Origin of the sequence: Herbiconiux flava (assembly GCF_013409865.1) — a bacterium.
In the GTDB taxonomy this organism is placed as follows: Bacteria; Actinomycetota; Actinomycetes; order Actinomycetales; family Microbacteriaceae; genus Herbiconiux; species Herbiconiux flava.
Window position 1 is genome coordinate 2305295 of the sequence record NZ_JACCBM010000001.1, and the last position, 23205, is coordinate 2328499.

At 72.1% G+C, this 23205-nt stretch carries 22 protein-coding genes and 1 pseudogene; 7 read left to right on the top strand and 16 right to left on the bottom strand.

From position 1 onward, the window contains the following. Positions 1-55: 55 nt before the first annotated feature. Both BJ984_RS11145 and BJ984_RS18680 read left to right on the top strand, forming a co-directional pair. Entirely contained in the window at positions 56-1711 is a 1656-nt protein-coding gene (locus BJ984_RS11145) for an ABC-F family ATP-binding cassette domain-containing protein (RefSeq protein WP_179548078.1), read from the top strand. 94 nt (positions 1712-1805) lie between these two features. After that, the gene (locus tag BJ984_RS18680) at positions 1806-2747 is read left to right on the top strand and encodes a hypothetical protein (protein WP_179548079.1); all 942 of its coding nucleotides are present in this window, start codon (positions 1806-1808) and stop codon (positions 2745-2747) included. Positions 2748-2901: 154 nt separating this feature from the next. On the opposite strand, the pseudogene BJ984_RS18685 reads toward BJ984_RS18680, so the two are convergent. Continuing rightward, positions 2902-3612, bottom strand: a pseudogene (locus tag BJ984_RS18685) (epoxide hydrolase family protein); the annotation flags it as partial. A 150-nt stretch (positions 3613-3762) separates the two neighbouring features. Here BJ984_RS18685 and BJ984_RS11160 point away from each other — a divergent pair. Next, complete coding sequence (locus BJ984_RS11160) at positions 3763-5340, top strand: SulP family inorganic anion transporter (protein WP_179549428.1); 1578 nt, start codon at positions 3763-3765, stop codon at positions 5338-5340. Positions 5341-5391: 51 nt separating this feature from the next. On the opposite strand, the gene BJ984_RS11165 is transcribed toward BJ984_RS11160, so the two are convergent. The 11 genes from BJ984_RS11165 to BJ984_RS11215 form a co-directional block, all read right to left on the bottom strand. Next, entirely contained in the window at positions 5392-6699 is a 1308-nt protein-coding gene (locus BJ984_RS11165) for a cell wall-binding repeat-containing protein (RefSeq protein ID WP_179548080.1), read from the bottom strand. A 212-nt stretch (positions 6700-6911) separates the two neighbouring features. Continuing rightward, positions 6912-8216, bottom strand: coding sequence for a cell wall-binding repeat-containing protein (locus BJ984_RS11170; protein WP_179548081.1), 1305 nt, complete (start codon positions 8214-8216; stop codon positions 6912-6914). An 81-nt stretch (positions 8217-8297) separates the two neighbouring features. Next, positions 8298-9821: a dihydrolipoyl dehydrogenase family protein gene (locus BJ984_RS11175; RefSeq protein ID WP_179548082.1), complete on the bottom strand. Its 1524-nt coding sequence runs from the start codon at positions 9819-9821 to the stop codon at positions 8298-8300. 150 nt (positions 9822-9971) lie between these two features. Continuing rightward, positions 9972-10997 (bottom strand): G5 domain-containing protein, encoded by a 1026-nt coding sequence (locus BJ984_RS11180; protein ID WP_179548083.1) that lies wholly within the window; start codon positions 10995-10997, stop codon positions 9972-9974. A gap of 87 nt (positions 10998-11084) precedes the next feature. Continuing rightward, a complete protein-coding gene (locus BJ984_RS11185; protein ID WP_179548084.1) occupies positions 11085-11861 on the bottom strand; it encodes a lysophospholipid acyltransferase family protein in 777 nt (258 codons plus the stop codon). 59 nt (positions 11862-11920) lie between these two features. Continuing rightward, positions 11921-12283 (bottom strand): hypothetical protein, encoded by a 363-nt coding sequence (locus tag BJ984_RS11190; protein WP_179548085.1) that lies wholly within the window; start codon positions 12281-12283, stop codon positions 11921-11923. A 38-nt stretch (positions 12284-12321) separates the two neighbouring features. After that, on the bottom strand, positions 12322-12942 hold the full coding sequence (locus BJ984_RS11195) for a nucleotidyltransferase domain-containing protein (protein WP_179548086.1): 621 nt from the start codon (positions 12940-12942) through the stop codon (positions 12322-12324). Positions 12943-13021: 79 nt separating this feature from the next. Further along, the gene (locus BJ984_RS11200) at positions 13022-13903 is read right to left on the bottom strand and encodes a siderophore-interacting protein (RefSeq protein WP_179548087.1); all 882 of its coding nucleotides are present in this window, start codon (positions 13901-13903) and stop codon (positions 13022-13024) included. Between the two features lie 103 nt (positions 13904-14006). Continuing rightward, positions 14007-14843 (bottom strand): SDR family NAD(P)-dependent oxidoreductase, encoded by an 837-nt coding sequence (locus BJ984_RS11205; RefSeq protein WP_179548088.1) that lies wholly within the window; start codon positions 14841-14843, stop codon positions 14007-14009. Positions 14844-14885: 42 nt separating this feature from the next. After that, positions 14886-15449 (bottom strand): TetR/AcrR family transcriptional regulator, encoded by a 564-nt coding sequence (locus BJ984_RS11210; protein ID WP_179548089.1) that lies wholly within the window; start codon positions 15447-15449, stop codon positions 14886-14888. 57 nt (positions 15450-15506) lie between these two features. Next, complete coding sequence (locus BJ984_RS11215) at positions 15507-16952, bottom strand: GH1 family beta-glucosidase (RefSeq protein WP_179548090.1); 1446 nt, start codon at positions 16950-16952, stop codon at positions 15507-15509. Positions 16953-17171: 219 nt separating this feature from the next. On the opposite strand from BJ984_RS11215, the gene BJ984_RS11220 reads away from it, so the two are divergent. After that, positions 17172-17792: a hypothetical protein gene (locus tag BJ984_RS11220; protein ID WP_179548091.1), complete on the top strand. Its 621-nt coding sequence runs from the start codon at positions 17172-17174 to the stop codon at positions 17790-17792. A gap of 201 nt (positions 17793-17993) precedes the next feature. On the opposite strand, the gene BJ984_RS11225 is transcribed toward BJ984_RS11220, so the two are convergent. Next, on the bottom strand, positions 17994-18416 hold the full coding sequence (locus tag BJ984_RS11225) for a serine hydrolase (protein ID WP_179548092.1): 423 nt from the start codon (positions 18414-18416) through the stop codon (positions 17994-17996). Further along, positions 18374-19195 carry a serine hydrolase domain-containing protein gene (locus BJ984_RS11230; RefSeq protein WP_179548093.1) on the bottom strand — a complete coding sequence of 274 codons (822 nt, stop codon included), beginning with the start codon at positions 19193-19195 and terminating at the stop codon, positions 18374-18376. Before BJ984_RS11230 ends, BJ984_RS11225 begins: the two co-directional genes overlap by 43 nt. Positions 19196-19370: 175 nt before the next feature. Here BJ984_RS11230 and BJ984_RS11235 point away from each other — a divergent pair, with 175 nt between their 5' ends. The 3 genes from BJ984_RS11235 to BJ984_RS11245 all read left to right on the top strand — a co-directional run bounded on the left by BJ984_RS11235 (position 19371) and on the right by BJ984_RS11245 (position 20816). Beyond that, on the top strand, positions 19371-19610 hold the full coding sequence (locus BJ984_RS11235) for a hypothetical protein (RefSeq protein ID WP_179548094.1): 240 nt from the start codon (positions 19371-19373) through the stop codon (positions 19608-19610). Then, on the top strand, positions 19607-20335 hold the full coding sequence (locus tag BJ984_RS11240; RefSeq protein ID WP_179548095.1) for a hypothetical protein: 729 nt from the start codon (positions 19607-19609) through the stop codon (positions 20333-20335). Before BJ984_RS11235 ends, BJ984_RS11240 begins: the two co-directional genes overlap by 4 nt. Positions 20336-20552: 217 nt before the next feature. Next, positions 20553-20816 (top strand): hypothetical protein, encoded by a 264-nt coding sequence (locus BJ984_RS11245; protein WP_179548096.1) that lies wholly within the window; start codon positions 20553-20555, stop codon positions 20814-20816. A 101-nt stretch (positions 20817-20917) separates the two neighbouring features. On the opposite strand, the gene BJ984_RS11250 is transcribed toward BJ984_RS11245, so the two are convergent. Continuing rightward, positions 20918-21637: a hypothetical protein gene (locus BJ984_RS11250; RefSeq protein ID WP_179548097.1), complete on the bottom strand. Its 720-nt coding sequence runs from the start codon at positions 21635-21637 to the stop codon at positions 20918-20920. Between the two features lie 376 nt (positions 21638-22013). After that, on the bottom strand, positions 22014-23180 hold the full coding sequence (locus BJ984_RS11255; RefSeq protein ID WP_179548098.1) for a TerC family protein: 1167 nt from the start codon (positions 23178-23180) through the stop codon (positions 22014-22016). Between the last annotated feature and the right edge of the window lie 25 nt (positions 23181-23205).

The window sequence follows — 23205 nt, forward strand, 5'->3', positions numbered from 1 at the left end:
GAGCATCCGGAACCCCGTGGCCGCAGCAGCGCGGCGGATGCGAGAGCATGGAGGGATGACCGCAACGCTCGTCGCCAAGGGGCTCGCCGGGGGCCACGACCACCGCACCCTGTTCAGCTCGCTCGATCTCGTCGTCGCGCCCGGCGACGTGGTGGGCGTGGTCGGCGCGAACGGGGCGGGGAAGTCGACGCTCCTGCGCATCCTCGCGGGGCTGTCCACGCCGCTGGAGGGCAGCGTCTCGCTCGCGCCCACCGATGCGTTCGTCGGCTGGCTGCCGCAGGAGCACGAGCGGATGCCCGGCGAGACGGTGGCGCAGTACGTCGGCCGGCGAACCGGTACCACTGTCGCGACGGCCGAGATGGACGCCGCGGCGTCGGCGCTCGGGGACACGGCGGAACGTGCATCCGGTGCCCCCGACCCCGCCGACACGTACTCGGCCGCGCTCGAGCGCTGGCTCGCGAGCGGAGCCGCCGACCTCGACGAGCGGCTGCCGGTCGTGCTGGCCGAACTCGGCCTCGAGCTGTCGGCGGATGCGCTGATGACCTCCCTCTCGGGCGGCCAGGCGGCGCGCGTCGGGCTCGCGGCGCTGCTGCTCTCGCGGTTCGACATCGTGCTGCTCGATGAGCCGACGAACGACCTCGACCTCGACGGGCTGGAGCGACTCGAGGGGTTCATCCGGGGCCTCCGCGGAGGGGTGGTGCTCGTGAGCCACGACCGGGAGTTCCTGGCGCGGAGCGTGACGCGGGTGCTCGAGCTCGACCTCGCGCAGGGCACGAATCGGGTCTACGGAGGCGGCTACGACGCGTTCCTCGAGGAGCGGGAGGTCGCCAAACGGCACGCGCGCGAGGAGTACGATGAGTTCGCGGCGAAGAAGGACGACCTGGTGTCGCGGGCCCGCACGCAGCGGGAGTGGTCGAGCCAGGGCGTGCGGAACGCGATGAAGAAGTCGCCGGACAACGACAAGATCCGGCGCAAGGCCTCGGCGGAGTCGTCGGAGAAGCAGGCGCAGAAGGTGCGGCAGATGGAGAGCCGCATCGCGCGGCTCGACGAGGTGGAGGAGCCGCGCAAGGAGTGGCAGCTGCAGTTCACCATCGGGTCGGCGCCGCGGTCGTCGTCGGTGGTGTCGACGCTGTCGGCGGCGACCGTGACGCTGGGGTCCTTCACGCTCGGGCCCGTGTCGTTGCAGGTGACCGCGGGCGACCGCATCGGCATCACCGGGCCCAACGGGGCCGGCAAGTCGACGCTGCTGACGCTGCTGCTCGGGCGGCTCGCGCCCACCACGGGCACCGCGTCGCTCGGCACCTCGGTCGAGATCGGGGAGATCGACCAGGCGCGGGCCGTGCTCGCCGGGCCGGGGCCGCTGGTCGACCGCTTCTCGTCGCTGCTGCCTTCGTTGCCGATCGCCGACCTCCGTACCCTGCTGGCGAAGTTCGGCCTCAAGGCCGACCACGTCAACCGGCCGCTCGCCGAGCTCTCGCCGGGCGAGCGCACTCGGGCCGGGCTCGCGCTGCTGCAGGCCCGCGGCGTCAACCTGCTCGTGCTCGACGAGCCGACCAACCACCTCGACCTGGTGGCGATCGAGCAGCTCGAGCAGGCGCTCACCTCGTACGAGGGCACGCTGCTGCTCGTGACCCACGACCGGCGGATGCTCGAGACCGTCGAGCTGGGGCGGCACTGGAGTGTGGCGGCGGGGGTCGTGACGGAGGTCTGACCCCCCGGTTCGCGTCACTGCGTCGTCCGCGTGCTCGCGCTCGTTCTCACCCGCCCACCTGGCCGTGTCGGCGGCTGGAGGTAGGGTCGGGGCCGTGACGGCGCTGGAGCGGACGTATCGGAACGGGCGGATCGCCATCGGCGGCACGGTGGTGCTGATCGGCATCGCGGTGGTCGTGACGTCGGCTCGCGGCGGGGTGCTGGGGTCGATCAGCGCCTATTACTACACGCCCGCGCGCAACGTGCTGGTGGGTTCCCTGCTGGCGGCGGCGGTCGCGATCCTGGTGCTGTCGGGGCGGGGCGCGCAGCGGGCGCTGCTCGACGCTGCAGCGGTGGTCGCTCCCGTGATCGCGCTGGTGCCGACGCCGGTGCGCGCGGGGGCGGTGCCCGGGGTGGCGGTGGTGTGCGCATCCGGTGACCGCTGCCTGCCCGAGGGGGTGCTGCCCGACGTGGAGGTCGGGGTCGCGGTGTATCTCATCGCGGGAGCGCTGACGGTGGGGGTCGTGGTGGTGCTCGCGGCGCTCGGCGCAACTCGCGATCGCGCGGCCTGGCTCGGCGCGGATGCTCGCGGTAGCGCGGCGGGACAAGGATCGGCGCGGGGAGCGCTGGTGTCGGCGGGGGTAGCCGCCGGGGTGCTGGCGGTCGTGGCGGCCGGGTGGATGCTCGAGCGGGACGTCTTCCTCGCGAGCGCCCACGTCGTGGCGGCGGTCGTGTTCTTCGGGCTGGTGGCGGCGGTCGCGGTGGTCAATGCGGTCGCGCCGCCGTCGGGGCCGGGCGTGCCGACGGCCCCGTGGCTGCGCCGCAGCTACGGCGTCCTCGCCGTCGCCCTCGTGATCGACCTGACCGTGACGGTGGTCGCGGTGCTGACGGGTCACGCCGACGACACGGCCCCGCCGCCGCTGTTCGTGGGCGAGGCCGTCGCCTTGGCGCTCTTCGTCGTGTTCTGGGTGCTGCAGTCGGTGCAGCGCTGGGACGATCCCGACCCGGCCGTGCGCGGTTCGATGCCGCCGCTGCCTCGGGGCCGCGTTCAGCGGTAGGGGCGGAAGAAGGTGCGGAGTTCGTCCGCGTAGCGGGCCGGCTGCTCGAGGGGCGCGAAGTGGCCGCCATGAGGGGGGTGGGTGACGGACACGGTGTTCGCCGAGCGGTCGAGCCACTCCTGCGGCGCACGATCGCGGGGGAGGGCAGGCCGGCGTCCATGCGGTGCACGGCGACGACCCGGGACGGCGCGTCGAGCGCGAGGTAGCGGCTGACGTGGCTGCCCATGTCGCCGCCCGCCGCCGCGAAGCGCTCGTAGCCGAGGCCGGTCATGAGCTGCGCCCACAGGGCGGCGACGTCGCGTGAGTTCAGCGCCTCGACGGGCTGATCCGAGTAGCCGAAGCCCGGCATGTCGGGCACGATCACGTCGAAGGCGTCCTCGGGGTCACCGCCGTGGGCCGCCGGGTCGGTGAGCAGCTCGATGACCTTCGAGTAGCGCCAGAACGAGTCGGGCCAGCCGTGCGCGGGGATCAGGGGCAGCGGATGCGCGCCCGAGGCCGCGCGGACGTGCACGTAGTGGATGCCGATCGTGCCACCCCCTGTTCCATCGACGCTGCCGCTGCCGCTGCCGCCGCCGGTGCCGCTGCCGTTGCCGCCGGTGTCTGTGCTCGCGCGCACACCCATGTCGAGCGTCGCCCGGAAGCGGGGCAGCTCGTTCAGGCGGGCTTCGGCCGCGGACCAGTCGAAGTCGTCCGCCCAGTACTCGACGAGGGTGCGGAGGGCGGCGAGGTCGGTTCCTTCGGCCCATCCGGCGTCGGCGGGGGTCGCAGGCCAGCGGGTCGCCCGGAGGCGGCGGCGGAGGTCCCCGAGCGCGGCGGGATCGGTGCTCGACGTGAACGACTCGGGACGGAGTGGAACTGGCGGCATGGATCGACCGTAGCCCTGCGGGAGCGGCGGTCGCGAGTATCCGGAACCTGTTCGCTCGGGGGCCTCGACGTCGGCAACGGCTCGAGCGTGTGCGTAGCATTGACGGGCGCGGCTCCGACCCGGTCCGCTCAGCGGAGGAGGGGGACGACGATCGCGCTCGCAGACAGCACGGCACCGCAGCAGGAGATCACCACGCGGGCGGCCCTGCGCAGCCCCGTGCTGCTCAGCCGGGAGGTGCTCGCGGGGATCGTCACGACCCTCGCGCTCATCCCCGAGGTGATCTCGTTCTCGGTGATCGCCGGGGTCGACCCGAAGGTCAGCCTGATCGCGTCGGTGGTGCTGGCGCTCAGCATGTCGGTGCTCGGCGGCCGGCCCGCGATGGTGACCGCGGCGGCCGGATCGGTCGCGCTCGTGGTGGCACCGCTCGTGAAGGATCACGGGGTCGAGTACCTGCTGCCGACGGTGCTGCTCGCGGGGCTGGTGCAGATCGCGTTCGGGGCGCTGGGGCTGGCGCGGCTCGCCCGGTTCATCCCGCGGAGCGTCATGGTCGGGTTCGTGAACGCGCTGGGCATCCTGATCTTCGTGGCTCAGGTGCCGCATCTGATCGACGTGCCCTGGTTGGTGTACCCGCTGTTCGCGCTGACGGTGGCGATCATCCTCGTGCTGCCGCGGTTCACGACGGCGGTGCCGGCGCCGCTCGTGGCGATCGTCGTGGTGACTGCGATCGTGATGATCGCGCACCTCGGCGTGCCGAACGTGGGCGACGAGGGGGAGATCGGCGGGGCGCTGCCCGGGCTCACGCCGTTCCTCGCGCCGCTGGACCTCTCGACGCTCGCCCTGATCTGGCCGACCGCGCTGAGCGTGGCGTTCGTGGGGCTGATGGAGACGCTGCTCACCGCGAAGCTGGTCGACGACATCACCGAGACGCGTTCGCACAAGAACCGTGAGTCGTGGGCGCTCGGGGTCGCGAACATCCTCGCCGGTTTCTACGGGGGCATCGCCGGATGCGCGATGATCGGCCAGACCGTCGTCAACGTGAAGCTGGCCAGGGCCCGCACGCGCATCTCGACCTTCGTGGCCGGGCTCGTGCTGCTGGCGCTGGTGACGCTGCTGAGCGACCTGATGGCGCAGATCCCGATGGTGGCGCTCGCCGCGGTGATGATGGTCGTGGCCGTCACCACCGTCGACTGGCACAGCGTTCGGCCGTCGACCCTGCGGCGGATGCCCGTGCCCGAGACCCTCGTCATGGCCGTGACCGTGGCGGTCGTGGTGGCGACGGGGAACCTCGCGATCGGGGTGCTCGTGGGGGTGGTGCTGGCGATGGTGCTGTTCGCCCGGCGGGTGGCGCACGTGATCACGGTGACGCGGGTCGTGGTGCCTGGTGTCTCACCTCGTGCTTCGTCGACGGATGCTCGTCCCGGTGCCGCTGCGGCGGGGGCGACCGATGCTCGTGCCGACCTCGGGCCCGACGGTGGCGTGCGGTACGTGGTGCGAGGGCCGCTCTTCTTCGGCAGCTCGAACGATCTCGTGGAGCACTTCTCGTACGCGGCCGATCCGGCCCGGGTGGTGATCGACTTCAGCGGCTCGCAGATCTGGGACGCGTCGAGCGTCGCCGCCCTCGACGCCGTGGTGTCGAAGTACCGCCAGCACGGCATCGAAGCGCAGATCGAGGGCCTCGACGACCGCAGCTCCCTCTTCCACGGAAAGCTGACCGGCCTGCTCCGCTGACGCCGACTTCTCGGTCGGTGCGCTTCCGCCGGTGCGCGTCCAGCGGTGCGGTTACTCGGTGTGGCAGAGTTTCAGGGTGTCGAGCGGGGTGTCGAGGCTGGCGGTGCCGCCGAGGATGACGACCTTCGACGGGACGAGACGGCCGATCGTCATCGCAGTCGGGGCCGAGACACAGTTCTGGGCGGTGATCGCCAGGGCATCGCCATCGGCTCCCGCTGCGGCACCGCCGCTGAGAGCGTCGGGGAAGGTGCTGCCGCTCGCGAGGTAGAGCGTGTCGAGCGGCGCCACGAACGACCTCGCGGTGAGGGCGGCGTTGACCTCGAAGCGGTCGACTCCGCCGACCCGAGAGGTCATGTACGACTTCGCGATGTCGGTCTCGAGCGAGAGGCTCACGGCGAGCCCGCCGCCCACGATGGTGGCGGTGGTCGCTCCGAGCCCGGTCAGCGTGCTCTTCTCGGCCGCGGTCAGGGTCGACGCCGCCCCGTCGACCAACAGGACCGGGGCGTCGACCAGTGCTGCCGCCGGCGAAGCCCCGAGGGCGTCGGGAAAATTCGTGCCCGTGGCGATGAAGACGTCCTTCGACGATGCGATGCCGAACGCGTCGTCTCCGATCAGGTTGCGGGAGACCTCGAAGCGGTCGGCTCCTCCAATACGCGTGACGGTCACCTTCGAGCCCAGCACGGTCTGAAGCTGGTCGATCACCGCGGGGGCGACGGCCGCCGGCCCGCCGACGACCACGACGTTCTTCGGGGTGACCCGGGCGATCTCGGTCATCACCTCAGCAGTGACCTGGGTGGAAGGGGTGAGCAGCAGCGGGCTGCCATGCGCAGCGGCGACGGAAGCCGCACCGAGCGCGTCGGGGAACTTCTCGCCGCTGGCCAGGTAGACCGTGTCGACATCGGTGAAGTTCGCCCTCGAGACCAGGGCGCTCTGCGCGAAGCGGTCTTTCCCGCCGATGCGCGAGACCGAGGGAGCGGGTTTGACCGAGAACGAGCAGCCGAACTCGACGGAGAAGGAGGACCCGCCGTTCCTGACGACTGCATAGACGCCGACGGATGTCGTCTGCACCTTCGTGGGCGACCCGTGAAAGTAGGCGCGATGGTCATCGCTGTAGAACCTGACCCCGTCGGGAAGCGTGCCGCTGAGTTCGACTTCCAGGACGGCCGGTGCGGCCACCGGCGTCACCAGATCGGTCGGGGTGATCGGGAAGCCGACTGCCGACAGCTCCTGCGGGCAGTTCGGGACGAGTGCAGCGGTCGTGGCCGACGCCCCGACGGTGGGCAGCACCGCGGCGGCGAGGGCGGCGACGGCAGTGAACGCGCCGAACGCGAGCCGCCGGGGGGAGAGGATCAGGGTCATGGAGCAGCCTTCGATCGATGCGGGTCTGGGCACCGATCCTGTCGGCGAATGAACCCGGGGCGTTATGGGTACTTGCTACTCAGCCGAGGTCGAGGTCGATGTGGCCGTGACGGTGGTGGTGGGGCCACGCTGAGCGCTGGCGGAAGCGGTTCGTCGAACGGCGACGAGGCCCCCCGGTGGAGGAGCCTCGTCGGTTCGATTCCCGGGCCGGGTTACTCGGTGGGGCAGAGGGTGAGGGTGTCGAGCGGTGCGCCGAGGCTGGCGGTGCCGCCCAGGATGACGACCTTGGACGGGACCAGGCGGCCGATGCTGAAGGCGGTGGCACCTGAGACGCAGGTCGGGGCGGTGATCGCGAGCGGGTTGCCCTGGACGCCCGCGGCCGCCCCACCGCTGAGGGCGTCGGGGAAGTTCGAGCCGCTGGCGAGGTAGAGCGTGTCGACGCCGGGCTTGAAGGCGGCTGCGTTCAGGCCGGCGTTGACCTCGAAGCGGTCGCCGCCGCCGAAGCGGGTCGTCGTGTACGACTTCGCCAGGTCGGCTTCGAGGGCGGCGCTGACGGCGAGGGGCCCGCCGACGATCGAGGTGGTCTTGGCGCCGAGGGAGGTCAGCGTCGCCTTCTCGGGAGCGGTGAGCGCCGAGGCGCCGCCGTTCACGAGCAGCACGGGCGCGTCGATCAGCGCGGCGGCCGGAGAGGCACCGAGGGCGTCGGGGAAGTTCGTGCCCGTCGCGATGAAGACGTCGTCGGAGGCGGGGATGCCGAAGGTGCGGTCGCCGATGAGCTTGCGGGAGACCTCGAAGCGGTCGGCGCCGCCGATGCGGGTGATCGTGGCGGTGGTGCCGAGGGCGATCTTCAGCTGGTCGACGACGGCGGGGGACACGGCGAGCGGTCCGCCCACGACGACGACGTCCTTCGGCGCGAGGCGCTTCAGTTCGGCGACGACCTCGTCGGTGACCCGGGCGGCGGTGGTGAGCAGGAGCGGTGCCGAGTGGTCGGCGGCCACCGAGGCGGCGCTCAGAGCATCCGGGAACTTCTCGCCGCTCGCCAGGTAGACCGTATCGGCCGTGGCGAAGGTGTTCTTCGAGACCAGGGCGCTCTGCTCGAAGCGGTCCTTGCCCGCGATGCGGGTGACCATGGGAGCGGGCTTGACGGTGATGGTGCACTCCGTGGTGCCGGTGCTCATCGTGCCGCCGGACGTGACCTTCGCCGTGAGGGAGAAGGTGGCCGTCTGAGCCCTGGTCGGCTTTCCGGAGACGTAGGCGCGCTCGGCGTCGGCGTAGAGCGAGAGACCGTCGGGGAGGGCACCCGTGAGCGTGACGGCCAGGGTCGTCGGAGGCGAGACGGGCGTGACGATGTCGGTCGCGGTGACCGGGAAGCCGACCGCTGCGAGAGCCTGGGGGCACGCGGGAGGCACCTCAAGAGCCGAAGCCGACGTGGCGACAGCGGGCAGGAGGGCGGCGCCGAGCACGGCGGCAGTGGCGAGGCCGCCCAGCGTGAGCCGGCGGGAGGGGGCGAGGGGCATGAGAGGTCGCTTTCGATCGAGTCGGGGTAGAGAAACGATCCTGACGGCGGGGCGACCGCGCGTGTTATGAGTACTTCGTACTCAGTCGAGCTCCGTCGGCCGCGGCGACTCCGCGAGCAGCGCCCGGGCGGCCAGCCCGATCACCGCGCTGTAAGTGGGGTACGCGAACCTCACGTTGGCGAGTGTCGACACGTCCACGCCCGCCGCCATCGCCGTCGTCACCGACTGCACCACCTCGATCGCGTTCTCGCCGACGGCGTGCGCGCCGAGGATGAGCTCCCGCCGCCGGTCCGCGATCAGCTTGAGGAAACCCGTCCCGCGATCGTCGATCACGGCCCGGTCGACCCCGCTGAACGGCACCGTCGCCACGACGCACTGCGGGTCGCGCTCCCGCGCCTCGACCTCGGTCAGACCGACGCCGGCATAGTCCGGGTCGGTGAAGCCGCCCGCCGGGAGCAGGTGCTGCGGGGTACGACGGTTGACGCCGAGCACCGCGTTCTCGGCCGCGGCCTCTCCCTCGAACTGGGCCGCCTGCACGAGCATGTCGCGGCCGTTCGCGTCGCCGACGGCGAAGATGTGGGGCACAGCCGTGCGGAAGTACCGGTCGGCCGGGATCGCCGACCGCACGACCTCGACGCCCGCCTTCTCGAGACCGAGGTCGTCGACGTCGGCGGGCCATCCGGTGGCCATGATCACGGCGTCGACCGTCTTCGTCGCCGAGGCGCCGGCCGCGCGCCACCAGACGTCTATACCCGAAGAAGAACGAGAGAGCCGCTCGACGGTCTCGATCCCCGTGTGCACCTCGATGCCCTGCCGCGCGAACGCGTCCGACACGACCGACGAGATCGCCGCATCCGACGCCATCAGCACGCGCGGCGCCACGTCGAGCAGCGTCACCTCCGAGCCGAACGAACTGAACACGGTCACGAGCTGCGCCCCCGTGTTGCCCGCTCCGATCACCGCGACCCGGCGGGGCAGCTCGGGCAGGTGCAGCACGTCCTCGGGCACGGTCGCGAGCTCGGCCCCCGGGATCGGCAGCCGCCGCGAGTGCCCGCCGACACAGATCAGAACGGATGCGGCCCTCACCCGCCGCCCGCTGTCCAGCACCAGCGTGGTCTCGTCCTCGAACCGCGCGCGACCCTCCTGCACGAGGGTGATGCCGGCGGCAGCGAACCGCTCCGCCTCGCGCTTGATGTCGCGCACCCGGTCGACGCGGGCGTGCACGTTCGCGACGGTGGCCGCCCAGTCGATCCGGGGCTGCCCGAGCTGGATGCCGTAGTCGTCCGCGTGCCGCGCATCCCGCATCAGCCGCGCGGTCTTGGCGAGCACCCGGGTCGGCACGCACCCGGTGTTGACGCAGGTGCCGCCGACGCGCCCGGCCTCGAGCACGACGACACGCGCCCCCAGCTCGGCGGCGCGCAGGGCGGCGGCGGTGCCGGCCGGACCGGCACCGATCACGGCGACGTCGAACGTGTCCCCGTCGGCGATGGTTCCGGATGCGCGGGTCGCCGGCTCCGCGTGAGGTGCGATCGCCGGGGTGGTGCCGGATGCGGAGGTCGCCCGGGCGGTGCGGGGTGCGGCAGCTGGGGTGGTCGGCTCGGGCATGGTGCGGCGTCCTTCGGGTGGGGCAGCGCATCCGTCGTCTCGGAGCGCTCGCGGCTGAGGGCCTGCCTTCAGGCAATCACGCTTCGCGGCCCGGCACCACGGGACTTCTCAGGTTTCCCACCGACAGCCGAGGCCGCGAGCGGGGGTGGGTCAGTCGCAGCCCCACCCGTTGCCGTCGCGATCGAGGTCGTAGATGTCGGAGCCGACGACCTGAACGGGTCCGGGAGCGTAGGACGGGCCGTTGCCGCTGCCGCCCGGGCAGTCGACGTCGGAGTCGATCGGCACGCAGCCGCCGGCGTAGTTCGGGTCGCAGCCGCCGCCGTCATCCGGCATGGGCGCGGGCTCGGGGGCCGGTGGCGGCGCCGGCTGCATGCTCCCGATCGCGATCAGTTCGTCGACAGGGGCCACGGTGACCGTCTCGGAGACGAGCGTGCGCCCGGTCTCGGCGCCGTCGGTGGTGGTGATCTGCCAGCGCTTGACGAGGGTTCCGGGCAAGCCGGCCGTGACGGTGACCGCGGCGCCCAGCTCGAGCGTCGGTTCGTCGTAGCTCGACGAGGCGTAGGCGACTGGCTCGGGGACGTCGACCATCTGCGTCGCGACGACGGGGGTGGGGGTCGGTGAAGGAGTCGGGGACTTCTTCGGTGCGGGAGTCGCGGTGGTGCTCGGACGAGCGGTCGGGGCGGTGGCCGCGGGGGACGAGATCGCCGACGGAGCCGAGTCCGCGTCGGCCTGGGGTGCCGGTGCGGAGTGCGGCGCCAGGAGCGAGCCGACCAGCAGGAGCGCCGCCGAGATCCCGAGCGCCGCCCCGCCGGCCTGCTTCGTCGGCGCGAGGTTCAGGAAGCTCGGCCGGCGCTTGACGAGCGTGTAGACGCCCGCGCCGATCCCGAAGAGTGCCAGGCCCACGAGGAAGCCGCCGACCCCGTTCGTGCCGGCGCCGATGATCGAGACGAGCACCGCCAGCGCACCCACGACGTACGTCGACAGCGTCGGCCGCCACGAGCGACGGGCGCCGGCGGGCTGCGGCGCCACCGGTTGGAGAGGTGGGGTCGACGCGGTGGGTGCACCCGGCGCCTGCGCCCAGGCCGACGTGAACTGGGTCCACCGCGCCCCGTCCCACCAGCGCTGTGCGGCAGGGTTCTGAGGGTCGGGGTACCAGCCGGCAGGCGTCGTCGTCATCGGGTCGCAATCGGGTCGTCGGGCGATCGGGCCCTCGAACCCTACCGACGTCGACGGGTGTCGTGTAAGTCCCTGGACGGGGGGTGACTAGGGGCGCGCGGCGGCCTCCGCCGCTCGGCGCGCGTCGCGGGCCGCGTCGGCCGCCGCCGCCTCCTCGGGCGTGGGGGCGGTGCCGCCGAGGTGGCGGGGCTGCCACCAGGCTCCGGTGCCGTCCGCGGGGTAGGAGCGCTGGAGGGCGTCGGTCTGCGACACCAGGGTGTCTCGGAGCCGGGAGGTGGCCTCCGCCGGGTCGTCGGTGGGCGCGACGACGAGCGGGGCGCCGAAGGAGAAGTGCACGGGGATGCCGATGCGGTCGCGCATCCGCAGCTTGCGGTTCTTGGTGAGGAGGCGCTGACCGCCCCAGACGGCGACCGGGATGACCGGCACACCCGCCTCGGCGGCCAGCCGCACGGCGCCGGTCTTGAGCGAGCGCACGGTGAAGCTCGCGCTGACGCCCGCCTCGGGGAAGACGCCGATCAGTTCGCCGCGCTTCAGTGCGAGAACGGCCTGCGCGTAGGCCTCGCCGCCGGCCGACATGTCGACCTCGATGTGCTTCATGCCGCGCAGCAGCGACCCCACGACGGGTTTGTCGAAGGCGCGCTTGGTGGCCATGAAGCGGATGCGCCGGCGGTTGTGCAGCCACGTCTGCCACTCCACAAGCGCGAACTCGAGGTAGCCGAAGTGGGTCATCGCGATCACGGCGCCCCCGGTGTCGGGGATGTTCGACAGGCCGGTCGCGTGGCGCTTCAGGCGCCAGGAGGCGAACAGGGTGCGGCCGATCGCGATGGCGGCGGCGTAGACGGGCTCGGGTCGGCGGCGGGTCATGGCTCCACGCTACGACGACGGGATGGGAAAGCGCCGGGGCGTCGACGGCCGGGTCCGGTTCATCTCCGCTCGAGGCACTCGACGAGCCGTCGCGCCGCCGTGAGGAGTTCGAGGGCCTTCGCCCGGCCGATCAGCTGGCCGGAGTACTGGGTGGTCGACTTGGCGGTCAGCAGCCGCTTGAGCTGCGCCGGTGCGGTGCTCCCGGGTTCGACCGAGCGTCGCAGCAGGTCGACAGCATCCAGATGGTTCTCCCCGGCTCGTTCCCCCCGCGCCTCGCCACAGATGGCATCGGCTGCGGCGATCCCCGACAGGACGGCCAGGGAGCCGATCAGGTTCGGCACGGCTTCGATCCCGGCATCGTCGCCGAGCAGGAGGATCAGCTCGGCGGCGTCGAGGAAGGCGTGCGCGTGCCGAGAGCGCACGGAGACTTCGGCCGGTGTGATCCGGCGCAGTCGTCCGCTCACGCAGCCGCTCGTGCGAGCAGCTCGCCCAGGTCGGGACCGGCCAGCGTACAGGCGTCGTTCAACCAGGAGGAGATGAGCGGATCGGCGGCCACGCTGAGGCGCTCGAGATCGCGGCGGTCGAGGTCGACCACCTCCAGACGGTTGCCCGTTGCCAGTTCCACCTCCTCGGCCAGACGGCGTAGCAGATGGTCTCGTTGGGCCGGGTCGCCTACGGCGGCGGACCAGACGATGACCAGATCGACGTCACTGTCTGCGGCCGAGGCGCCGCGGGCCACTGAGCCGTACAGTGCGGCGGTGGTCTCGTCGTCTGCCAGTGCCGCGACGAGATTGGCGATGAGGAGTTCCACGCGGCTGCGCGACGACAGGATGTCCCGTATCGGTGGCCAGAGGACATGATCCCGGTTGAGCGTGAACAGCGCTGACGATCCGACGGTCTGCCGAAGAACGAGCCCCAGGGAGGTGAGCCGCTCCAGCGTCCGCCATCCTGTCGACCACGGGACCTGGGCCAACTCCGCAGCTCGCCTACCGGTGATGCCACCGTTCAGTCGGGCGAGGTGACTCAGTAGTCGAGAGGTCGCGGGGCCGAGCAGGGCGTCGCCCGGATTGGACAGATCCATGGCCCGATTATGAACCATGTGTCCCTGAATTGGAATACTCAGTGATGAATCGTCACTATAAAACGGTCTTCGACCCCTCCTAGGCCGGGAAGATCTGGCCGACGGGCTCGCGCTTCTCCGCCTGGAAGGCGTCCTCGGCGCGGCCGAAGGCCCAGTAGGCCGAGAGCGACAGGCGGGCGCGCGGGATTCCCCAGGTGTCGAGCAGCAGCGGCCGCAGCGACTTCATGGCCCCGCGTTCGCCGTGCACGAAGGCCTGCGTGTCGCCGGTCGGCGCCCTCAGGGCCGCGAGGGCGTCGACGAGGGCCGTCGAGGCGCCCGCGGCGGCACCGCCGCGATGCACCCAGGTGATGCCCACGCCCGAGGGGGCCACGAGCGGGAGCTCGTCGGCCGGGCCGTCGACCTCGATCAGGGCGAGGCCGCGCGCGTCGGCGGGCAGCGATTCGAGCGCGGCGGCGATGGCCGGGACCGCCGACTCGTCGCCGGCGAACAGGTGCGACGAGGCTGCCGGGTCGGGCGCATAGCCGGAGCCGATGCCCGAGATCACGACGTCGTCGCCAGGACGGGCGGCGGCAGCCCAAGGTCCGGCGACGCCGGTGGTGCCGTGCACGACGAAGTCGATCCAGACCTCGTTCCACGCGTGGTCGACGCGGCGCACGGTGTAGGTGCGCTGCGAGGGCAGCTCGGCGGGGCCGCGTGTCGCGCGCAGGGCGGCCAGGTCGAACGGGGGTCGCAGCAGCGAGCCGGCGGGCGCGAAGAGCATCTTGGCGTAGCGATCGGTGTGCGGGGTCGAGGGGATGCCCGCCACCGCCTCCCCGTGCGCCACGACCCGCACGAGGTGCGGCGTCAGCTGCTCGGTGCGCCGAACCTGCAGCACGCGCTGCGGCTGCGGCGGGCGCGCGGGACGGCGTCCGGCGTCGGTGGGTGAGGCGGAGACAGGGGTGGTGGGGGCGACGTCGGTCATGGGGAGCTCCAGAGTTTCGCGCGAAGGCGTGTCGAGAGGGCAGCGGATGCACGGGCATCCGTCGCCCTCACGACCACGCTAGCGGTTCCGCCTGAGGGTACCCTTACCTTCCGAGGAACTCGGCCCCGGCGGCCGCCACGTCGGCGGCGAAGGTGCCCTGAGTCACCGCCGTCGCGCCGCCGTCGACGGGCACCACGGCCCCCGTCATGAAGCGCGAGAGGTCGCTGGCGAGGAAGACCGCCACATCGGCGATGTCGTCGGGCTGGCCGACCCGCCCGATCGGCTGGGTGGGGCCGAGCCGCTCGCCGAGGAAGTCGGTGAACTCCTGGGCCCGGTCGAGCGGCACCCCGAAGGAGCGCGCCATGATCGGGGTCATGATGATGCCCGGCGCGATGGCGTTCGACCGGATGCCGAGCGGCGCGAGCTCGGCGACGGCCTGCCGCACGATGCCCACGACGGCGTGCTTGGCGATGGTGTAGCCGGCGGCGCTCCACCCGCCCTGGAGGGCGGCGGCGCTGGCGGTCGAGACGATCGCGCCGCCGGTTCCCTGCGCCTGGAACTGGCGCGCGGCGTACTTGTGGCCGAGCAGCACCGAACGGGTGAGGAGCGCCAGGGTCCGGTCGAAACCCTCGGAGCCGACCTCGAGGATCGACGACGGGTCGCCCTGGGCTCCGGCGTTGTTGTAGATGACGTCGAGCCGGCCGAAGCGGTCGACGGTCGTGGCCACGAGGGCCTCGATCGCCGCTTCGTCGGTGACGTCGGTGTGCACGTAGAGGGCTGCGTCGCCGAGCTCGGCCGCGAGGGCGGCCCCGGGCTCGTCGGAGATGTCGGCGATGGCGACCTTCGCGCCCTCCTCCACGAAGCGTCGCACGGAGGCGAGGCCGATGCCGCTCGTGCCGCCGGTGACGATGGCGACCTTGCCGGTCAGGAGTGCGGTCATGGTGGTTCCTTCTTTCTTTCTCTGGGGCGTTCTTTCTCTCGATCAGAGCGAGGGGATGCCCGCTCCGAAGTGCTGGAGGTGCAGGGCGAAGGCCGCGGCCGGGTCGGCGCCGTCGGCGACGAGGTCCTCGAGAGCGAGGCGGGTGGCGCTCGCGACCGCGGCGGCGGCGACCCGGGCGCTGGACGAGGCGGGATCGACACCCAGGCGCGCGGCGATGGACGGTACGAGCGAGAGCTCGCCGAGATGCACCGAGCGCAAGAAGACCGACCACATCTCGTCGTCCCGGAAGACGAGGGGGAAGAGCAGGCGGGTGCGCTCCGCGACCGCGCCGCCGAGCATCCGCTCGAACCCGGTGCGCAGCAGCTCGTCGAGGGAGCCGGCGGGGGCGTCGCGGACGTGCTCGTTGAAGGTGGCGGTGGTCCAGTCGAAGAGCGGTTTGACGCACTCGGCCTTGCTCGCGAAGTAGCGGTGGAAGGTGCGCACCGGCACGCCGATGGACCTGGTGATCTCGGCGACGGTCAGCTTGGTCGTACCGCGCTCGATGAAGAGCGCGCAGGTCGCTTCTGATGCCCGGAGCATGGCCCCGTCGACTCGTACGCTAACCATGCTCGCGACCCTACGCCGGTTTTGGCAGATTGTGCCAAAACCGGCGTAGGTGCGACGCTAGGCTGCGGGGATCGTCCGGGACGCGATCAGCGTCGCGTACCAGAGCGCACTGTCCTTCAGCGTCCGCTCCTGCGTGTCGTAGTCCACGCGGATGATCCCGAACCGCTTCGAGTACCCGTAGCCCCATTCGAAGTTGTCCATCAGGCTCCAGACCTGGTAGCCGCGGAGGTCGACGCCGGCCGAGAGGGCCCGATGCGCCGCGGTGAAGTGCCGCTGCAGGTAGTCGACCCGCAGGGGGTCGTGCACCCGGGCCGCGCCGTCGGCATCCCTCGTCGGCGAGTCAGCGAACGCGGCGCCGTTCTCGGTGATCATCAACGGCTGCGCCGGGAACTCGGCGTGCAGCGCCAGCAGCAGCTCCTCGAGCCCCGAGGGGTCGATGTTCCAGCCCATCTCGGTGTACGGGCCCGGCTGGGGGAGGAACTCGATGTCGTCGGCGCCCGGCCAGGGCGAGCCGCCCGCGTCCTTGTGGCCATCCGCCATCTGACGCGGCGAGACGCCGTCCCACACCGCCACGAGGGTGGTCGAGTAGTAGTTCACGCCGAGCACGTCGAGCGGCTGGTTGATGATCTCGAGGTCGCCGCTCTCGACGAACGACCAGTCGGTGATCGACGCCGTGTCGGTGAACAGGTCGGGCGGGTAGGCCCCGTGCAGCAGCGGCCCGGTGAAGGCGCGATTGGCGATCGCGTCGATGCGGCGCACGGCCTCGGCCCCCTGGTCGCCCGAGCCGCGCAGCACGTGCAGGTTGAGCGTGATCGAGTACTGCGGATCGTTCGTCACGACCTCGCGGAGCGCCTGGATCGCCAGCCCGTGCGCCAGGTTCAGGTGGTGCACGGCCTGCAGTGCGGCCAGCGGCGAGGTGACCCCCGGGGCGTGGGCGCCCGAGCCGTAGCCGAGGTACGCCGAGCACCACGGCTCGTTCAGCGTCGTCCACACCGCGACCCGGTCGCCGAGCGCCGCGCCGACGAGGCGGGCGTAGTCGGCGAAGGCCTCGGCGGTCGAGCGCACGGTCCAGCCGCCCTCGTCCTCGAGCGCCTGCGGCAGGTCCCAGTGGTAGAGCGTCGCGATCGGGGTGATGCCGCGCGCGATCAGCCCGTCGACGAGGTTCGAGTAGAAGTCGAGGCCCGCCTGCACGGCGGGGCCGCGACCAGTCGGCTGGATGCGCGGCCACGCGATCGAGAACCGGTACGACTCGAGGCCGAGCTCCACCATGAGGTCGAGGTCGCTCTCCCAGCGGTGGTAGTGGTCGTCGGCGACGTCGCCGGTGTCGCCGTTCCAGACCTTGCCGGGGGTGTGACTGAAGGTGTCCCAGATCGAGGGGCCGCGGCCGTCCTCGTCGTAGGCGCCTTCGATCTGGTACGACGCGGTGGCCGAGCCGAAGAGGAAGCCGTCGGGGAACGTCAGCCCCGAGTCGCGGTAGTCGGGGTTGCCGGTGGTGGAGCTCATACCGGGAGGGTCGCCTTTCCGTCGGACGACGACGCGAGGTCGCCGCGATTCATAGGGGCGCAGCCTCGCACCCCTCTCCATGATGCCCGTGAGAGCGCTCTCTTGTCGATCCCTGGCGCCTGGTGCGACGGATGCTCGCCGCGCCTCCCGGCAGCCCCGACGCTCCACGCGCTAGGGTTCCTGCGTCGCCCGGACGGGGCCGCGAAGCGGAGGTGGAACGTGGATCGCAGGCTGATGATGGCGGTCTGGGCGCTGTCGGGGCTGACGACGCTGGTGTTCGCGGGGTACTGGGCCTGGTACGCGGTGCGGCTCGCGGGCGGTTCCTCGTCGTCCGGTGGTTCGTCGCCGGGCGTCGCCGGCGGTTCTGCCGAATCCGGCCTCGCCGGGGCGCCGGCCGTGGTCGGGGCGGCGACGGCGGTGCTGGTCGTGGCGCTGATCGGCGTGAGCGGGCAGCTGCGGCTGAACCGGTTGCGACGTCGCTTCCCCTCGGTGGCGATCGTGCGGGCGCGCCCGGTCGGCACCCTGGATTCGTTCGCCGACCGGTATTGGCTGGACACCGGGCGGCCGCTGCCCGCGATCTCCGGCCCGCTCTACGCCTCGTTCGGCCCGCGGATGCTCACCCTGCTCGCCGGCGACGGCACCGAGGTCGTGTCGTTCGACACCGCCTATGCCCGCCTCGGCGTCGAGGAGCGCGGCGGCTTCGCGGGTGGGGACGCGACGGTGGCGGTGGCGATCGAGGGGTATCCGCGGCTGGTGCTCGGGTTTCCGCGGGCGTGGTCACTCGGTGCGCTGCAGCTGCCGTCGGCGGCGGTCGAGGGGCTGGTGGCGCGCACGCGGTAGGGCGGGGCGGAGCGGCGGGGCGACGCGGTGGGACGAGCTCGGGGTCGGGGCGGCGGGGCGGGGCGACGAGTTCGGGGTCGGGGCGGCGCGGCGGGCGACGAGTTCGGGGTCGGGGCGGGGCGACGAGCTCGGGGTCGGGGCGGAGCGGCGGGGCGACGAGCTCGGGGTCGGGGTGCAGGCGCGGGCAGGGCCGCCTAAGATTCAGCGCGCCTGTGACGGCAGGGCCGCCTCGACGGCGTCGGCCAGCGCGTCGACACGGGCGAAGGTGCCGAGCGAGCGGGTCACGAACGCGAACGAGTAGTCGTGCTCGGGGGAGTACCAGGCACAGCTGCCGCCGATCCCGCCCATGCCGATCTCCCCGCCGTCGACCCGCAGGCCGAGCGACCACTCGACCGGTCCGTCGACGAAGAGGTCGTGGCCGACGGCTTGCGGCGCGAGGTACTCGGCGTGCAGCGCGGATCCGAGTCGGGCGGCCACACGGCCGTCGGGCCGGTGCACGTCGTCGTAGAAGCGGGAGAGGCTCAGGGCGGTGGTGAACAGCCCGGTCGCAGGCATCGAGGCCGAGCGCCAGGGTGGGGAGTTCAGGCGCGCGGGGTCGAGGTTGCCGCGGGGGCGGTCGAGCATCCGCCGCCCGTCGTCGCGGGCGAGGTAGCGGGAGACCCAGGCGTCGTCGACGATCTCGAGGTCGGCGACCGCGGATGCTCGTTCCGTTCGACCCCGAAGTGCAGCTCGAGGGCGCTGTCGCCGGGCGCGGCGCCCGAGCGCCAGAGGGCTGCCAGGCGCGCGGCGGCGGTGCGGGCATCCGGAGCCCCTGCCTGCGCGAGGAGCCCGTCGATCAGGGTGCCGTAGGTGAGCGCGTGCTCGGCGATGACCTCGCCGGGCGGGGCGATCGGGGGCGACGCGACTAGGTCGGCGAGCAGGGCGGTGTGGTCGAGGGGGTCGATGCCGTCGGCTGTGCCGGCTGCGTCGGTCGCGTCGGTCGCGTCGGCTGTGTCGGTCGCGTCGGCTGCATCGGCCGCGTTCGAGTACGCAGGGAGGCCCGCGCGATGGCTGAGGACGTGCCGGAGGGTCGTGGCCTCCTTGCCGTGCGTGCCGTACTCCGGCCACCAGCGCACGAGCGGGTCGTCGAGGGTGAGCCGACCGTCGGCGACGGCTGTCAGCGCGGTCAGGGCGGCGATCGGTTTGCCCGCCGAGAAGACGCGGCTGAGCGTCCGGTCGCTGAAGGGGCGCGTGCGCGCGGTGTCGGCCCAGCCGCCCGCTGCGCTCAGCAGTTGCCGGCCGCCGCGGTGCACGGCGAGGGAGGCGCCGAGCTCGTGGCCGTCGCTGAGCATCGCACGGAAGACCTCGGCCACGGGCTCGAGCTCGGGCACCGCGTTGAAGGACAGGGGTGGGGATTTCGGCACGGGGCTCCTCTCGACAGCCCTCCAGTCTGCCGGATCGCGGGCCCCGCGGGCATCCCCGTGCCCTCGCCGCCAGGTCGCAGCCGTGTCCCATCGCTTTTCGCCGGAGCGGGCCAGGGGCGAGGGGTGCAGGCTGGAGGTGGGCGGCGCATCCGGTGCGGCCCGACGGGAGGCAGTGATGACCGAGCACCACGACGGCAGCGGCGACGACCACGACACCCCGGGCACGGATGTGCCCGACACGGCCGAGACCGAGTCGCCCGACGCGGGCAGCGGCAGCTCGGACGCCCCGAACGGCTCGGACGACCACGAGCCGGCCTCGCCCGGCGGATCCGCCGACACCGGGCCCGACCCCTACGACATCGAGTCCGACCTCGGCCCCGACGGCGTCCCCACGACCGAACCCGAGGCGGAGTGACCGACCCCGAGCCCCGGCCCGCCGCCGTGACTTCTTCCGGCCCGGTGTCGCCGCTTGCCGCCGCGTCCGCGTCCGGCCCGGTGTCGCCGCTTGCCGCCGCGTCCGCGTCCGGCCCGGTGTCGCCGCTTGCCGCCGCGTCCGCGTCCGGCCCGGTGTCGCCGCTTGCCGCCGCGTCCGCGTCCGGCCCGGTGTCGCCGCTTGCCGCCGCGTCCGCGTCCGGCCCGGTGTCGCCGCTTGCCGCCGCGTCCGCGTCCGGCCCGGTGTCGCCGCCTGCCGCCGTGCCCGGTCCGGTATCGCCGCCTGGCGCCGCGTCCGCGTCCGCGTCCGGTCCGGTGGCGCCGCTTGCCGCCGCGTCCGCGTCCGGCCCGGTGGCGCCGCCTGCCGCCGCGTCCGCGTCCACCTCGGCGGTCGCGCCGGTGTCGCCGTCGGCTCCGGCGTCCTCACCCGCGCCGACGACAGACAGTGCGGGCGAGCCGGCCCTCGGCGACGCCGGGCGGCCCGAGCCCGAACAGGCGCCGACCCTGACGGGCGATGAGGCTCGCAACGTCGTCATGGTGCAGACGTCGGCCTCCACGTGGGACGTCCGCGTGAGCGGCTCCGACGAGGTGGTCGGCACGATCACCAAGACCGACGACGACTACCGGGCGACGGATGCGCGGGGCGACGACCTCGGCCTCTTCGCCTCGCCCGAGCTCGCCATGTTCGGCGTCATCACGAAGTTCTGACCCGAGCCGGCCGGCCGGTCTCGGCGGCTCCCGCGCTGCCCCGCAGTGCAATGAGCCGAGAGCCGAGAGCCGAGAGCCGAGAGCCGGGAGCCGGACGGCGTGCATGCCCGTGTCCGCCGTCCGGGTAGCGGATGCCGATCATCCCTCGGTTGTCAACCCGGTGCCGGACTCCGGCCGCGGGGGTTGGCTGGGCTTCAAGACAAGCGGAGGGCGGTCGATGATGATCGGTTACCAGGAGACGATGACCATGGCGGCGGCCACGACCGCGACCGAGACCACGACCACGACCACGACCGAGCCGGTGGCGTGGCGGTGCGTGCAGGCGGGGCTGTGGGTGGCGTCGGGCGATCACGGCGAGCCGCTCGGCATCGTTTCGGAGAAGTGGGGACGCGGATTCGCCGTGACCACCGCCTGGGGACTCGACCTCGGGCTGCACGCGACACTCCCGGCGGCCAAAGCCGCCCTCGAAAACGCCCGCTGACCGGACGATCGAGCGGCTGAGCGGCCCCGGTAGCTGCCAGTGGTTCGCCCGTGCCCGGTGTCGGACGGCGCGGACGTCGGTCGTGACCTGTGGCACCGCCCTCACGCATCATCGTCGTCTACGGGTGGGCCGAGGTCGGGCGGGTGGAACGGGGTCCCGTCGTCCGGGTCGACAGGCACCAGCTCGACCTCCAGCATCGGAGGCATGGTGCGGCCGCGCGGGTGAAAGACGCCGTCGAGGTCGTGGTCGCTGCTGGGTGGAGCACTTCCAGCCTGGCGCATCATCGACGGTGGGAAGGCGAAGCGGTCGGAGATCGCCGCGGGGGTACCGCGCCGGCGGGGGGTGGGGTCGTCGGGGCCGCCGAACCGCACGGTGACGATCGAATCGTCGTTCTCATCGAGCTCCTCGGCGATGCCGAGAACGGCGCTGTGCCCGGGAGTGCCGCTGTGCCCGGAAGCGGCGCTGTGCCGGGAAGCGCCGCTGTGCCCGGGAGTGCCGCTGTGCCCGGGAGTGCCGCTGTGCCCGGGAGTGCCGCTGTGCCCGGGAGTGGCACTGCGCCCGGAAGTGATGTTGCGGTCGGGGCCGACGGGCAGTGGGGTGCGGCACTGCCATCCGCCCCGCTCGCCCCGGCGCTCATCGATGCGCGTGGTGGGTGGCGGGACCGGGGTGTGACACGAGCACCGATGAACGCAGTCGGCGACATCGGTTCGGCAGCGGTGATGAAGCCGTGCGCGGCGGTCGCGCATCCACCGGGCCAGCCCGGCACTGGCGATCGTGGCCAGCAGGGTGAGCGCGGCGACGAGCGCCACGACGGCCGGCACCAGCTCCGCCCTCACGATGACGGCTCACAGAGATGCCCCAGCGCGAAACCGGGGGTCGGGCCAGGCAGAAGGCGGCGACGAAAAGAAAAGCGGCGCCAGGGACACCGAGAAGAGCAGGCACACCGAGAAGGACAGGCACACCGAGAAGAGCAGGCACACCGAGAAGAGCAGGCACACCGAGAAGGACAGGGACAGCGAACAGCAGCAGGCACAGCGCACTCCAGCAGTACCGCAGCCCGTTCCCGTCAGGCACGAGAAACCTAGCAGCCCGAACGCGGAAGCCGCCGCGCCCCCTCCACGACTGTGGACGGGCGACGGCGGCTCAGCGATGTGCAGGAGCAGGACCCAGCAGGACCCCAGCAGCAGACGACGCGGGTCAGCGCGAGGAATGCTCCTCGTGCGCCCGCTCGACGGCCGACTTCAGCGACTCGTCTCCGAGCACGGCCTCGCGGTGCTTCGGCGGGAGGGCCGACGCCTTCGAGTGCGTCTCGCGCAGGCGGTCGAAGGCGGCGGCGCGCTCGGGCGTCGGCTTCGTCTCGTCGACCGCGTCGGTGGCGTGCCGGCGGATGGCCGCCGCGAAGTTCTGCGCCCGCCCCTTGGGGCTGAGCAGCGATGCGACGACCGTGACGATCAGGATGCCGACGATCACCGTCAGCGAGAGTCCCGTGCTGATCTCGAACACCGGCACGTGCTCGCCGCCGTTGATGAACGGCAGCGTGTTCTCGTGCAGCGCGTGCAGCACGAGCTTCACTCCAATGAACGCGAGGATCGCCGCGAGGCCGATCGACAGGTACACGAGCCGGTCGAGCAGCCCGTCGATCAGGAAGTACAGCTGACGCAGGCCGAGCAGCGAGAACGCCGTCGCCGTGAACACGATGAACACGTTCTCGGTCAGGCCGTAGATGGCGGGCACGCTGTCGAGCGCGAACAGGATGTCGGTCAGCCCGATCGCCACGATCACGAGCAGCATCGGCGTGAGCACGCGCTTGCCGTTCTCGACCGTGAAGAACTTGTCGCCGTCGTAGTGGTCGCTCGTCTTGATCATGCGCTTTGCGAGCCTGACCATGAGACTGTCGCCCGCGTGCTCGTCGTGCGGCCGCAGCAGGTTGATCGCCGTGACGATCAGGATGGCGCCGAACAGGTAGAACACCCACGAGAACGCCGAGATCGCGGCGGCACCGATGAGGATGAAGCCGGTGCGGGCGATCAGCGCGAAGACGATGCCGAACAGCAGCACCTTCTGCTGGTCGGCGCGCGGCACGGCGAAGCTCGACATGATGATCAGGAACACGAAGAGGTTGTCGACCGACAGCGCCTTCTCGGTGATGTAGCCGGCGAAGTACTCGCTGCCGGCGGTGGCGCCGCCGAAGACGAGCACGCCGATGCCGAACAGGATGGCGATGCCGACGTAGATCGACGACCAGATGGCCGCCTCTTTCAACGTCGGTTCGTGCGCTTTTCGCACATGGAAGATGAAGTCGAAGGCCAGCAGGCCGATGATGCCGACGATGGTCAGCGTCCAGACGTATCCGGGGACGTCCAATTTTCCTCGTTTCGGGGAGCGGGGC

Bases quoted from the DNA above. Each gene is read 5' to 3' on its own strand.
- BJ984_RS11200 (WP_179548087.1), bottom strand. From the start codon at position 13,903: ATGACCGACGTCGCCCCCACCACCCCTGTCTCCGCCTCACCCACCGAC.
- BJ984_RS11245 (WP_179548096.1), top strand. From the start codon at position 20,553: ATGATGATCGGTTACCAGGAGACGATGACCATGGCGGCGGCCACGACC.
- BJ984_RS11170 (WP_179548081.1), bottom strand. From the start codon at position 8,216: ATGCCCCTCGCCCCCTCCCGCCGGCTCACGCTGGGCGGCCTCGCCACT.
- BJ984_RS11165 (WP_179548080.1), bottom strand. From the start codon at position 6,699: ATGACCCTGATCCTCTCCCCCCGGCGGCTCGCGTTCGGCGCGTTCACT.
- BJ984_RS11205 (WP_179548088.1), bottom strand. From the start codon at position 14,843: ATGACCGCACTCCTGACCGGCAAGGTCGCCATCGTCACCGGCGGCACG.
- BJ984_RS11180 (WP_179548083.1), bottom strand. From the start codon at position 10,997: ATGACGACGACGCCTGCCGGCTGGTACCCCGACCCTCAGAACCCTGCC.
- BJ984_RS11175 (WP_179548082.1), bottom strand. From the start codon at position 9,821: ATGCCCGAGCCGACCACCCCAGCTGCCGCACCCCGCACCGCCCGGGCG.
- BJ984_RS11145 (WP_179548078.1), top strand. From the start codon at position 56: ATGACCGCAACGCTCGTCGCCAAGGGGCTCGCCGGGGGCCACGACCAC.
- BJ984_RS11210 (WP_179548089.1), bottom strand. From the start codon at position 15,449: ATGGTTAGCGTACGAGTCGACGGGGCCATGCTCCGGGCATCAGAAGCG.
- BJ984_RS11185 (WP_179548084.1), bottom strand. From the start codon at position 11,861: ATGACCCGCCGCCGACCCGAGCCCGTCTACGCCGCCGCCATCGCGATC.
- BJ984_RS11215 (WP_179548090.1), bottom strand. From the start codon at position 16,952: ATGAGCTCCACCACCGGCAACCCCGACTACCGCGACTCGGGGCTGACG.
- BJ984_RS11235 (WP_179548094.1), top strand. From the start codon at position 19,371: ATGACCGAGCACCACGACGGCAGCGGCGACGACCACGACACCCCGGGC.
- BJ984_RS11225 (WP_179548092.1), bottom strand. From the start codon at position 18,416: ATGCTCGACCGCCCCCGCGGCAACCTCGACCCCGCGCGCCTGAACTCC.
- BJ984_RS11195 (WP_179548086.1), bottom strand. From the start codon at position 12,942: ATGGATCTGTCCAATCCGGGCGACGCCCTGCTCGGCCCCGCGACCTCT.